This is a genomic window from Alloacidobacterium dinghuense (genome assembly GCF_014274465.1).
GTDB classification, from domain to species: Bacteria; Acidobacteriota; Terriglobia; order Terriglobales; family Acidobacteriaceae; genus Alloacidobacterium; species Alloacidobacterium dinghuense.
Map to the genome: position 1 here is coordinate 940,300 of NZ_CP060394.1, position 12,669 is coordinate 952,968.

The 12,669-nt window shown below is 54.3% G+C and carries 11 protein-coding genes; 6 read left to right on the forward strand and 5 right to left on the reverse strand.

Annotated features, from left to right (window positions below; genetic code table 11):
• The first annotated feature begins 32 nt into the window (after positions 1–32).
• Together H7849_RS03865 and H7849_RS03870 are read left to right on the forward strand one after the other, a co-directional pair.
• A complete protein-coding gene (locus tag H7849_RS03865) occupies positions 33–2,030 on the forward strand; it encodes a VPS10 domain-containing protein (RefSeq protein WP_186744288.1) in 1,998 nt (665 codons plus the stop codon).
• 12 nt (positions 2,031–2,042) lie between these two features.
• Entirely contained in the window at positions 2,043–2,531 is a 489-nt protein-coding gene (locus tag H7849_RS03870; RefSeq protein WP_186744289.1) for a GNAT family N-acetyltransferase, read from the forward strand.
• Here H7849_RS03870 and H7849_RS03875 read toward each other — a convergent pair.
• Together H7849_RS03875 and H7849_RS03880 are read right to left on the reverse strand one after the other, a co-directional pair.
• Positions 2,494–2,955: a hypothetical protein gene (locus H7849_RS03875; RefSeq protein ID WP_186744290.1), complete on the reverse strand. Its 462-nt coding sequence runs from the start codon at positions 2,953–2,955 to the stop codon at positions 2,494–2,496. The two genes, H7849_RS03870 and H7849_RS03875, sit on opposite strands and share 38 nt — an antisense overlap.
• 264 nt (positions 2,956–3,219) lie before the next feature.
• On the reverse strand, positions 3,220–3,651 hold the full coding sequence (locus H7849_RS03880; RefSeq protein WP_186744291.1) for a VOC family protein: 432 nt from the start codon (positions 3,649–3,651) through the stop codon (positions 3,220–3,222).
• 143 nt (positions 3,652–3,794) lie between these two features.
• On the opposite strand from H7849_RS03880, the gene mqnE reads away from it, so the two are divergent.
• Positions 3,795–4,946 carry an aminofutalosine synthase MqnE gene (gene mqnE, locus H7849_RS03885; RefSeq protein WP_186744292.1) on the forward strand — a complete coding sequence of 384 codons (1,152 nt, stop codon included), beginning with the start codon at positions 3,795–3,797 and terminating at the stop codon, positions 4,944–4,946.
• 4 nt (positions 4,947–4,950) lie between these two features.
• On the opposite strand, the gene opgC is transcribed toward mqnE, so the two are convergent.
• Positions 4,951–6,189 (reverse strand): OpgC domain-containing protein, encoded by a 1,239-nt coding sequence (gene opgC / locus H7849_RS03890; RefSeq protein ID WP_186744294.1) that lies wholly within the window; start codon positions 6,187–6,189, stop codon positions 4,951–4,953.
• A gap of 159 nt (positions 6,190–6,348) precedes the next feature.
• On the opposite strand from opgC, the gene H7849_RS03895 reads away from it, so the two are divergent.
• The 3 genes from H7849_RS03895 (at position 6,349) to H7849_RS03905 (ending at position 8,838) form a co-directional block, all read left to right on the forward strand.
• Positions 6,349–6,870 carry a MarR family winged helix-turn-helix transcriptional regulator gene (locus tag H7849_RS03895; protein ID WP_186744295.1) on the forward strand — a complete coding sequence of 174 codons (522 nt, stop codon included), beginning with the start codon at positions 6,349–6,351 and terminating at the stop codon, positions 6,868–6,870.
• Entirely contained in the window at positions 6,863–7,735 is an 873-nt protein-coding gene (locus tag H7849_RS03900; protein ID WP_186744297.1) for a pirin family protein, read from the forward strand. The genes H7849_RS03895 and H7849_RS03900 overlap by 8 nt, the downstream gene beginning before the upstream one ends.
• Before the next feature lie 182 nt (positions 7,736–7,917).
• On the forward strand, positions 7,918–8,838 hold the full coding sequence (locus tag H7849_RS03905) for a class I SAM-dependent methyltransferase (protein ID WP_186744299.1): 921 nt from the start codon (positions 7,918–7,920) through the stop codon (positions 8,836–8,838).
• Here the strand turns inward: H7849_RS03905 and H7849_RS03910 are convergent.
• Both H7849_RS03910 and H7849_RS27050 read right to left on the reverse strand, forming a co-directional pair.
• On the reverse strand, positions 8,808–9,986 hold the full coding sequence (locus H7849_RS03910; protein WP_186744301.1) for an acyl-CoA dehydrogenase family protein: 1,179 nt from the start codon (positions 9,984–9,986) through the stop codon (positions 8,808–8,810). The genes H7849_RS03905 and H7849_RS03910 overlap by 31 nt on opposite strands.
• A gap of 280 nt (positions 9,987–10,266) precedes the next feature.
• Positions 10,267–12,348 carry a sigma-54-dependent Fis family transcriptional regulator gene (locus H7849_RS27050; protein ID WP_186744303.1) on the reverse strand — a complete coding sequence of 694 codons (2,082 nt, stop codon included), beginning with the start codon at positions 12,346–12,348 and terminating at the stop codon, positions 10,267–10,269.
• Positions 12,349–12,669: the final 321 nt, after the last annotated feature.

Genomic DNA, 12,669 nt, shown 5'->3' on the forward strand with positions numbered 1-12,669 from the left:
GTCAGAAGCGGATAGATTGATATCAGGAAATTATGAAACGTAAGCTATTGCGGTTATTGGTCCTTGGTGCAGGTGTTCTTGGAGTTTTCGATCTAGCGGCGCGAGGCGGAGTATCGGATTGGGTGCCTGTAGGTCCCAATGGCGGCGATGCTCGCAGTTTCGCAGCCGATCCTGGTGATCCTCAGCATGTCTATCTGGGAACAACGACCAGCTGGATCTATCAGTCGACGGACGGCGGCGTTAGTTGGAAGAGACTGGCGAAGCTGGGCAAAACTGATGATTTGGTAGTCGATAGCCTGGTTGTTGACTCTTCCAATCCTAAGACTCTCTTTGCCGGAGTGTGGGAACTGGGCCAGCCTGCTGGCGGTATCTATATCAGCCGCGACGGCGGCATCACCTGGACCACGAGCGCAGACATTGACGGCCAATCGGTGCTTGCGTTGGCCCAGTCTTATTCTCAACCGAAGGTTCTGGTAGCTGGAACGTTGAAGGGCGTTTATCGCAGCGAGGATAGAGGACAGCACTGGGCAGAAATCAGTCCGCCGGGGAGCGGCGAGATTCATGAAGTCGAATCCATCGCGATCGATCCGAATGATCCTAAGTTGATCTATGCGGGAACATGGCATTTGCCCTGGAAGACAGCGGATGGCGGTGAACACTGGCACAACATCAAAGAGGGTTTGATCGACGACTCTGACGTTTTCTCGATCATCATCGATCCAACGCGGCCGACGGTTATCTATACGAGCGCCTGCTCCGGTATATACCGAAGCGAAAACGCAGGCGAACTCTATCGCAAGGTCCAGGGGATTCCTTCGACTGCGCGCCGCACGCGTGTGCTGATGCAGGATCCGATAAACCGCAAGATTGTCTATGCTGGCACGACAGAAGGTCTCTACAAAACCCTGGATGACGGCGTGAACTGGACGCGTATCACCGGGCCTGACGTGATCATCAATGACATTTACGTCAATCCTAAAGATCCACAACATGTTTTGTTGGCAACGGATCGCGGTGGGGTTTTGCTGAGCAATGACAGCGGAGCCACGTTCAATGCCTCAAACGCCGGTTTTTCTCAACGGCAAGTCGCGGCTATTCTCGTTGATCCAAAACATGAAGGCACGATTTACGCGGGCGTGCTCAACGACAAGGTATATGGCGGCGTCTTCGTGTCGGAAGACGGTGGGACAACGTGGCAGCAGCGAGCCAACGGATTGAATGGACGAGATGTGTTTGCCCTCGCTCTGGCAGATGACGGCACGTTGCTGGCTGGGACAAATCACGGCATCTTTCGGTGGACCGGCTCGGAATGGATGCAGGACGGCGACCTCATCAGTTACACGCAGAAGACGGTGTATGCGGTAAAGAAAGGCAAGAAGACTAAGTCCACGAAGCAAGTTTCTAAACCGGATGGCTCGATTGATGGTCGCGTGAACGACATCAACACCGCGAGCGGCGTTTGGTTTGCAGCTACGTCGAATGGAATCTATCGCAGTCAGAATCAGGGATCAAGCTGGTCGGGCCCAATACTAACGGGTGAGAACTACAGTTTCGTCACTGCGAAGGCAAATGTTGTGATGGCAGCGAATCGACAGCAACTGATGCTCTCGACAGATGGCGGCACAGAGTGGCATGCCATTACGCTGCCTGCGAAGCTTACCTCGGTTCAAGCTGTGACCACCGCGCCGAAGGGTAGCCTGTGGGTGGGAGGCCGAGAGGGACTGTTCTACAGCGACGATCAAGGGCAGAGCTGGCAGCAGATGGCTACTCTGCCGATGGCAGGCATCAATGGACTCAGTTACAACAACGAAATAGGAAGAGTCGTAGTCACTTCGTCACGGTCCACAATGGTTTTTGCGATCGACGAAAGCAGCAAAACCTGGAAGTGGTGGGATGCCGGCTGGCCGCTTCGTTCGGTTCGCTCACTGGGCAATCGGCTAGTTGCTGCATCTTTCTATGACGGTGTTGTCATTCAACCGAAGCAAGAAGAGACGGCTGCCGCGAGCAGTGGCGGCGGGACGCAGCCATAGCCTTTCGTTTGCGTGATTCAACTGCGTCCATTCCGCAGTGCAGACCTCAATGTGCTGTATCGAATCGACCATGTCTGCTTCGCGCCTGGGATTGCTTATTCGAAAGCTGAACTCCGCTATTACTTGCAGCACCCAAAGTCCATCACGGTAGTTGCTGAAACGGAATCGCAAGCGATTGCAGGCTTCTGCACGGGACAATTGCAGATGCGCGAGGGCCGCCACCTTGGGCACATCATCACGATCGATGTCCTTCCTGATTGGAGAGGACAGAAGGTTGGACGTGCGATGCTTCTCTCAGTAGAGGAGGATTTTCGGGCAAAGGGCGCGGAGTCGATTCGGCTGGAGGTTGCCGTTGATAATCTGCAGGCGCAGACGTTTTATCACGCCGTAGGTTATTCGAAGATCGGCATGATACCCGGTTACTATGCGGGCAAGCTTGATGCGCTCGTCATGGAGAAGGACCTTACTGGAGATGTGTTGCCGCATCCACGGCGTTTGTGAGTGCTGTTTTCTTCTCGTTCGTGATACGTCCGGATGTTTTCCAGAGCACCTGACCGGATTTATCGACAAGCACTAACGCAATTTCTTTTTCGTTTGGAATGTTCAGAGCGCGGCGAAAGCTGTCCTTGTTTGTATAGATAGGTATGATCCAGCGCCAGGCTACTGGATCGGTTTCGACGCTGCGCAACGATGAGCTGTCCCACCAGCGATAGATGAAGTTTTCCTGGCTGGATACGGGCATCGTGTAATAGCGAAATTGAAAGTTGATGTGCTGAAGCGCCTGAGCAGTTGGCATCCAAGTATCGATGTCTTTGGACTGCTCTGTTTCGAATGAAATCAATAGCAGATTGACTTTGCCCTCAAAATCAGAAGGCAGGTTAATCTTCGCCTTGTCGAGGCTATACGTAGTGAGTGCTGGAAACATGGCGGTTCCTGCCGCGTCGCCCTGCTGTGAAGCTCGCGAAACCGACAGAAGGACAAAGCAGAGTGCCAATAGAGACAACAATCGAATGCGATGGGGCAATCAGTAAACCCTAAACGTAACAAATTCTAAAGCTTGCTTCTTGAGGCATAGTATCAGCGCCGACGACTGCACGCATGAGAAAACTGTCGATCGCCCTGGGAGATCAGGTTTCTTCTCTAAGCGAAATCAGCGAACCCCGTTAGATAAGTACTTCATACAGGTGATTCAGCGTTTTGCGATGACCGCGCCCCATTCATTCGGGCTTACGTCGCGGGCATGTCGAGAGAAAAGCCAATGGTGGCCATCGAGGTCCTCGACTCCATATTGGCGTTCGCCATACTCGGTTTCATGCAGCTCTTCGACGATGCTTGCTCCCTCTGATCGGGCTTTCGCGTAATGCGCGTCCACATCGTCTATGAAGATGGTAAGGGACTGCGTGCCATATCCCAGTTGTGCCGGCGTGGCCTGGTCCGGCTCGTTCCGGACCATAATGAAAGCCTTCCCGGCGTAGAGTTGTGCGCCGCTCACGGGATCGCCGTAGCGATAGTTTTCTTTGAATCCAAAAACTCTTGTCAGCCACTCAATCGCTTTGGCGACGTGATGATACGAGATGTGCGGAAGCACGATGTCGGTCGGCACAGAGCGATTCTCAATCATGCAGGCTATTGTACGGCGCGATCTTGGGAACGGTTTTCTATTGCGGTGAAAGTCAACTAATTCGCGCTGAATCGATCGTGTGAGGTTGGTTGGATGGATTCGCCATACCATTGAGCTAAGCCATTGCATTATCATAGGAAGTTATGAGTGGAGAAACGGCATTTCAGGCGACGCGTCGGCCATTTGCGACCGATGATGCGAGACTGCAACCGATTGCGGAGAAGGTGTTGCGAGGCGAACGGTTGAGCTTTGATGATGGGGTGACTCTCTATCGCTCGCCTGACATCCTCGCCGTTGGCTGGCTGGCTAATTCCGTGCGCGAAAAGCTGCATGGCAACATTGCGTACTTTAACGTGAACCGGCATATCAACCCGACGAATGTTTGCGTCGCTGCCTGCCGGCTATGTGCTTTCGGCCGCAAGAAAGATGCCGCTGGCGCGTATACCATGGCGCTCGAACAGGCATGGCAGACGGCCGCGTCCGGGTATAGTGAGGCCGTCACGGAGTTCCACATTGTTGGTGGATTGCATCCGGATCTGCCGCTCGAATACTTTCTCGATCTCGTACGCGGTTTAAAAGAACGCTTTCCGCAGGTGCATATCAAGGCTTTCACCATGGTCGAAGTTGCGTTCTTTGCGCGGCGCGCGAAGCTCTCGATTCGAGAGACATTAGAGCGATTGCGCGATGCGGGCGTGGATTCGCTGCCTGGCGGCGGCGCGGAGATTTTTGCGGACCGAGTGCGCCATATCATTTGCGATCACAAGATCGACGGGGATGAATGGCTGGATACAGCGCGGACGGCGCATCAGCTCGGGCTGAAGTCGAATGCGACCATGCTCTACGGGCACATCGAGAACGACGAGGACCGCGTAGACCACATGCTGCGCCTGCGCGCGGTGCAGGATGAGACGCATGGTTTCCAGACGTTCATACCGCTGGCTTTTCATCCGGACAATACGCCGCTTGAGCATTTGCCGAGGACTACTGGATTAACGGACATCAAGCAGATTGGCGTGAGCCGTCTGCTGCTGGACAATTTCCCCCACATCAAAGCCTACTGGCAAATGATGACACCGAAGATCGCGCAGATCGCGTTACGTTTTGGCGCGGACGATATCGATGGAACGGTCATCGAGGAGAAGATCTATCACGATGCGGGTGCGACGACACCGCAGGGAATGCGTCGGCGCGATCTGGAACGGCTGATTCGTGAAGCTGGCCGCGAGCCCTTCGAGCGGGACACGATGTATCGCACAGTTACGCGTACCGAAGATACCTTTACGGTCGCCGTCTAACGCTCTATCGACAAGACTCCGAGGCTGCTGCCGGCTCCTCTTGCAGCGGTGCTGTCAGGGGCTTGGGTTCTGCACGTAATTGAATCGACGGAGGCACGTCGGCTGGTTCTTCCGCGTTCCTTACTTCGCGTTTGGCGCGATCTTCGCGCTGCTTGCGCACCTCTCGCACAGCGACCAGCACCAGTCCGGCAAATGTCACGGCGAGCAGCGTGATGGCCACCCATCCATGCAGTTGTGGAACATCGCTGAAGAGCAAGGCTAATCCGACAAAGACGAAGAAGACATGCGCGCAGAAGACATGCAGCGATGCCTTGCCCAGAGTCAGAAACGGTTCTACGGCTATCACACGCGACACATACTTGCGCATCCAGTAGAAAACAATCGTGAAGGTAACAAGGTTGATGACTCGCAAAGGCCCGATCTGCCACTTGTCGAGCTTCATTCCGAGTGCCTGTTGCGTGAGGTGAGGGCCGAGCCAGTCGTGGCGAACTCCGATAAAGAAGAGGCAGACCAGCGCGCACAGGGCAACAACGTAGCCAGGGATGCGCTTCAGCGGTACGTCATCCTCAGCGGATTTTGCGCCCAGCCACAGACCGACGATCCAGATGGCTTGCCAGGCGAAGAGGTTGAAAGCGCCCGTTTCCTGAAGCGGGATGGGCAAATGCGTGACGTGGACGACGATGTTGTGCACCAGATCGCGCAGGCCGAACTGCGCGAAGAGCCAGAAGGCGCCGCTGACGGCGAGGATTCTTCCCCAGCCTTGCCGCACAGCTGAAGAGAGAACAAGCGGTGTGAAGAAGAGGAAGATCACGTACATCGGCAGAATGTCGAGCAGCGGCGGGCAGTAGAGCAGAAGTAAAGAACCGACAACAGCGACGAATGGATGCGCGATGTAGAAGTTAAGCAGGTTGTAGATGGCTGCGCGATGGGTCGTGACGGCATAGGCTGCTGCGACGGTGAAAGCGAGCGCCAGCATGAGCAAGTGGTACGCGTAAATCCGCAGGGAGCGGCGCCACAATTTGTTTCGCAGAGCTGTCCCGTCCTGAAGCGCCTGACGCATGTAGACGCGGCTCACAAGCAATGCAGAGAGGAAGACAAAGCCTTCGGCGGAAGAGACGAAGCCGATGGGCTGGTTCACAAAGTCGCTAAACCGTGTGGGGAGATGCGTGAGCGTCATCCAGACGAGGAATAGGCCGCGCAGGGCATCGAGTTCAGGACGTCTCTGCGGTTTGGGAAGATGCATGCTTAGCACAGCGGACTCCGTTGTCAGCGGGTGTCCATTTATTAGAACCCTCAGTGCACGAATCGGTTGCGCGATTTCCGGCGATTGAAGGCAGGCGATTTGGCTGCGGGTGTCGGGTTGAATCCTTTTCTCTGTTAAAACATCTTGATATCAAGATAAATGAAGGCGGCAATTGCAAAATCGAAGAGCGATACCAGTGGCATTCATCTTTGGCTGGTGCTATGGAAGGCTTTTCGATCGGTGGAGGAGCACGCACAGCGGCATATTGCTGGTCTTGGTCTCGGTCTTAGCGACTTCGGAGTGTTGGAAGCGCTTTTCCACAAAGGGCCGCTCCATGTGAAGGATTTGGGCCCGAAAGTGATGCTCACCAGTGGATCGATGACCGCGGCTCTTGACCGGCTGGAGCGCCGGGGACTGATCGATCGCGAGGAAGACTCCGAGGATCGTAGAGCGCGACTGGTTCGGCTGACTGAGACTGGTGAAAGGTTGATTCGGGAGGTATTTGAAGAGCATAAGCGCGCGATGGAACTGGCTACTTCGGGGGTTGGGAAACGAGATCGCGAGTTGCTGATCGACCTGCTGCGACAGCTTGGGCTGGGTGCGGTAAAGGCATTGTATTCATCAGCAAATAAAGGTGTGGCCGCGAAGAGCGGCGGGAAGAAGGGAGTAAGTGATGTCTGAAGTAAAAAAAGTGCTTGAGGTATATGGGCCGGGTTCAAATCACTGGGTGGGCGACGGCTTTCCAGTGCGTAACATGTTTCCGTCAAACGGATTAAGAGAGGAGATCGATCCCTTTTTGATGCTGGATTATGCGGGCCCGTCTTATTTTGAGCCCTCGCAGCAGTCGCATGGAGTGGGTGAGCACCCGCATCGCGGATTCGAAACGGTGACGATCGCGTATCAAGGCGCGGTCTCGCATCGCGACTCGGCTGGAAATGCGGGCATCATTTTTCCCGGCGACGTGCAGTGGATGACGGCTGCTGCCGGAATAGTGCACGAAGAGATGCACGAGCAGGAGTTCGCGAAGAATGGCGGCACGTTCGAGATGATTCAGCTTTGGGTGAATCTGCCCAAGGCTGTGAAAATGTCGAAACCGCGCTACCAGGGAATCACGAAAGAGCAAATTCCGACGGTGGATCTGGGCAACGGATCGTATGCGCGGGTGATCGCCGGAGAATTGGGCGGTGCTCGCGGACCGGCTAGCACCTTTACTCCCGTGAATCTGTTCGACGTTCGGCTAACGGCGGGGAGCAAGGTGGAACTGCCGATTCCTGAAGGGCATAATACCGGTGTGTTCGTGCTGAAGGGCAACATAGCGTTGAACGGTGGAGATTCACTTAAGGGAGAGGCACGCATTGCCACCGTGAGTCCGGAAGGCGAGAGCGTACTGATAGAAGCGAAAGAGGATTCAACTCTTCTGATACTGAGCGGCGAACCGATCAACGAGCCGGTATTCAGCTATGGGCGGTTTGTGATGAACACGCGCGATGAGATTATGCAGGCGGTTCATGATTACAACGATGGCAAGATGGGTCACTTGCGATAAATAACTTGTTTTTCCGCCTTTGCACCTCGAATGCGAAGGCGGTAGCATTTTTTTAGCATTCTCCTGGTTTATTACGAAGGATGCTGAAGTCAGGGCGAAATTCACTGTTTGACGTAGATTTGACGTAAGGGCGCCGTTATAATCGCCTCAATTCCAATGATTTTAAGAGGTGCTGGCACCGCATGAAAAAGGCCCTCGCCCGGTTGATGCGCAAGATAGTTCCGTCTACTTCCTTGTTATCGCACAACCCTGCATTCAAGTTGCTCGTCAATTCTGCAGATCTTTTGCCACGCGCGATTTGGCGAGAGTTTCGAGCGTTGCCTCCCAATCATCTACGCATCAGAATTGGCGTTGGAAATAGATTCTTTTCCAATCAAGTCAACTATCTTCGCGTCGCGGAGTCGTTCTGGCTCTATTGTCTGAGCAACAATTTGATCGAGATGGACTCTGTGATCGTGGATATCGGTTGCGGTTGCGGCAGGTTTGCGCACCATTTGCGGGATTACGGTTTTAAAGGGTCCACATTCAAGGGGAATTACATCGGCATCGACATTGATCAGGAGATGCTGGATTGGTGTTCCGCACACTTTCCGAAATCAAATTTCCGTTTTGCGCATTCGACACACGCGAGCGTTTCTTACAACCAGAGCGGGTCAAGCGGGAAGTACGTTCTACCCTTGGAAAGTGAAAGCGCGGACTTTGTTTTTTCGACTTCTCTGTTTACGCATCTGCTTGAACCAGAGCTGATGAATTATTGTGAGGAGTCTTTTCGTGTGTTGAGGCCCGGCGGAAAGATGCTGATGTACTTTTTCTGTCTCGACTACCCGCCGCCCACTTTCGGCGGGCGACATACGTTCCAGCATCCGGTGGGCAACGCGCGCGTGGAATCGTTGAAGGTGCCGGAAGCTGCTGTTGCTTACACTGAGAAGTTCATGGTGGACGTTGCGCGTGAAAAGGGTTTTGAGAGTGCTCAGGTGATTGCCGGTCCTAATCGGAGTGACTGGCAGATTGTTTTGCTTGCGCAAAAGGCGGCCTCGGTTTCAACCAGCCGCCTTAACACGAATGCCGAACCTCAGTACGCGGAAATGCCCGTCACGCTTTGACCGATGATGAGCGTATGGATGTCATGCGTGCCTTCGTAGGTTTTCACGGATTCAAGGTTCATCATGTGGCGCATGATCGGGTAGTCGTCAGTGATGCCGTTGCCGCCGAGGATATCGCGGGATATGCGGGCACACTCGAGCGCCATCCATACATTGTTTCGCTTGGCCATGGAGATGTGCTCAAAGCTTACCTTGCCTTCGTCCTTCATGCGGCCTACTTGCAGTGACAGCAGTTGGGCTTTGCTGATCTCAGAGATCATCCATGTGAGTTTTTCCTGCACGAGCTGATGACTGGCGATGGGCTGGTCGCGGAATTGCTTGCGCAGCAGAGAGTATTGGAGTGCCGTGTCGTAGCAGGACATGGCTGCGCCGATGGCTCCCCAGCTGATGCCGTAACGCGCTTGATTGAGGCACATGAGCGGCGATTTGAGGCCGGCGGTTCCGGGCATGAGGTTCTTCGCTGGGACGTGAACGTCTTGCAGCGAGAGTCCTGAAGTCACGGAGGCGCGCAGAGACCATTTGCCGTGCACATCGTATGCGGTGAAGCCGGGACGATCGGTTTCGACGAGGAAGCCGCGTACGCGATCGTCTTCGTCTTCGACTTTGGCCCAGATGACGGCTACGTCGGCGATGGTGCCGGAGGTGATCCACATCTTTTCGCCGTTCAGGACGTACTCGTCGCCGACTTTGCGGGCGCGGGTGCGCATGCCGCCGGGGTTCGATCCGAAATCGGGCTCGGTGAGGCCGAAGCACCCGAGCTTTTCGCCTTTTGCCATCAGCGGCAGCCAGTAGTCTTTCTGTTCGTCGGAGCCGAAGGTATAGATGGGATACATGACGAGCGCTGACTGCACGCTGACGAAACTGCGCACGCCGGAGTCGCCGCGCTCGAACTCCTGCATGACGAGGCCGTATTCGACATTCGACATGCCGGCACAGCCGTAGCCGTGCAGGTTCGCGCCGAAGAAGCCTAGCTCTCCCATCTGAGGCACGAGTTCGCGCGGGAAGCGGCCTTCTCGGTTGCATTCTTCGATGATGGGGATGAGGTTGTCTTCGATGAACTGGCGCGCGGTGTCGCGCGAGAGGCGCTCGTCTTCGTTGAGGAGGGCGTCGAAGCCGATGAAGTCGACTCCCTTGAACTTAAAGGCCATTGTGAGAGATTGCTCCGTTCTAAGGCTGAAACTATTCAGACTAGCAGAGCGGGAAGACGGTGAGCAAAAAGCCCTTCCCGCTTTGTTGATTCTAGATGGCTTCGGTCGCTGAACGCAGCGGAATAGTAGGCGCGCGGACGACGAACTTTAGATTGCCAAACGAATTCCATTGAACTGCCAACGCGTCGCTGGTTGGAAGAAATTGCGGTAGGTAGCACGCACAACAGGTTCTCGTAGCGACAGTTGCCACACGCGCGAGGTGCAGGAAAAGAGAAGGGTCCTAGAGTAGCTGTCTCTCGGCACTTTTCTGTGGCAAGGAGGCAGGACGGTTTATTCGAAACTTCTGCATCTTGTATACAAACGATGTCCTCTTCATTCCCAGTCGTTCTGCCGCGCCATTGCGGCCACCCACCACCCAATTGCTTGCTTCGAGCGCACGGAGGATATGATCTCGTTCTAATTCTTCGAGGCCCGTTATTGGCGCATTGGATACCCTGCGGGCGCTGAACGGTTCCAATTCTGAAATTGGAGCGCGCAACACCGTGTGAGGAGAAAGAATCACAGCCCGTTCGATAAAATTCTGCAACTCGCGAACGTTTCCAGGCCAACGGTACCGGACGAGAGCGTCCATCGTCGCTGAAGGGATTTCGTCGATCCCTTTATTCATTCGTCGCGCATACAGTTGTACGAAATGCCGAACCAGCTCCGGAACGTCTTCAGTGCGCTGCCGTAATGCCGGAACGTGGATCGGAAATACCTTCAGTCGATAATAGAGGTCCTCCCGAAATGTCCCTTGCGCGACCATAGCAGCCAAATCGCGATGCGTGGCTGCGATCACGCGAACGTCAACCTTATGCGTGTAGTTGCTCCCTAGTCTTTCGAATTCCTGTTCCTGCAGGACTCGCAGCAATTTCGCTTGAAGCTCCAGAGGAATGTCGCCAACTTCATCAAGAAAGAGGGTCCCTTTGTTCGCGAGTTCAAAGCGTCCCGTCTTTTGCGCAATTGCTCCCGTGAATGCCCCTTTTTCGTGTCCAAATAATTCACTTTCGAGGAGCCCTAGAGGGATCGCGGCGCAATTCAATTTGACAAAGGCTCGTTCCCGGCGACCGCTCAGATTGTGAATAGCACGCGCAATAAGCTCTTTACCGGTTCCAGTCTCGCCCATGATCAGCACGCTCGAGCCCGTGGGGGCGACCACGGAGACCAGGTTCAACGCAGTCTTCAGAGCCGGACTGTCACCCACGATTGCGCCAAACTCTGCGCGGATTTCTTCTTCCAGATAACGTCTTTGTTTCGTCTCTTTGTCTCGGTCCTTTGTCGCCTTTTCGTACTCCAACGTGTTCTCAACTGCAATCGCTATCTGACGGGCCACTTGCTCAAGCATGATGACGTCGTCTTTCTCAAAAGCATTGTCCGAACGCCTACAGAGCATCAGAACGCCAACCACGCGATCACGGCCCAGGAGCGGAAGATAGCACCCCACGCTGAGGCCTTCCTCAATCACGCGCTTATAAAGAAGCTGGCCGTCAGGATTCCCATAAATTTCAGGATCCTCACGGACCTGTTCGAAGCTATCGATCCGAATGCTCTTGCCCTTTCGCAATACCTGACCCGAGATCGAACTATTCATCGGCACCAACGATCCCTCGCAGATGGGTCCTCTCGCGTCTGGATTGTGCAAGTTAGTGACGCGTAACTCGCCGCTCTCGGAGTCGGGTAGCAACAAGGCGGACACGTCACACTGCATTATCCTGAATAGATTTGTCGAAAGCACCTCAACCACTTGCCGGAGGTCCAACCTGGATGTCACGCTGCTTGTGATTTCCAGAAGCAATCGCAGGCGATCACGTTCATACCGCAACTTTTCTTCATTCAGATGGCGTTCAATCGCGATTCCTGCAATGTGGCCGGCATTCTCGATCAACTGCAGATCGGTAGCGTCAGGGCTACGCGCTTCACGATAATGAATGGCAAAGGTCCCGAGAACTTTACCATCGCTGGTAAACAAGGGCTGCGACCACACTGCACGAATTCCATACGGCAAGAGCAGATGACGATAATGATCCCAGATGGGGTCATTGAGGATATCGGTTACATAGACTGGCTTCTTTCGATAAACGGCTGTGCCGCAGGATCCACCTTTTGGACCAATAAGCATTGACCCCACGTGATCGCTGAATCCAACGAGGCTGGGAGCTGCCGCGCAGTGGAGTTGCTTTCCGTCATCATCAGGAAGCCAGATGGTGCACAACGTGCCGGCACCTCGAGATTCGACTACTCGGGCGATGATTGTCAGCACTTCTGACAGGGGAGATCCAGCAAGAATCAATTTGAGAATGTTAAGTACTGTTTCGTTTTCCATGGTGTGCCTTCTTCTGGGCGGGGTTGGCTCGAAGTTCCGGCAGCTTTCATAATAGGCGGTCATAGTTCGCACTGCGATGGAACCTGGCCCTATAGGCCGAACAAACGTAGCGATAGGTTTTGCCTTAGATGGTTCGGAGAACTACTCAGTGGCACCGGCCGTGACAGTGCGGAATGCGCATATGTAAGGTTACATTGGGGACTGCGTAACGTGTCAACCTGAGTATTAGACGTTACACAATGCGCAGATTCGAATCATGTGCGATTTACGTCGTGGCCTGTACATGTCGTGGTCTGTACATTAAGTCAGCAACGCAGAAGC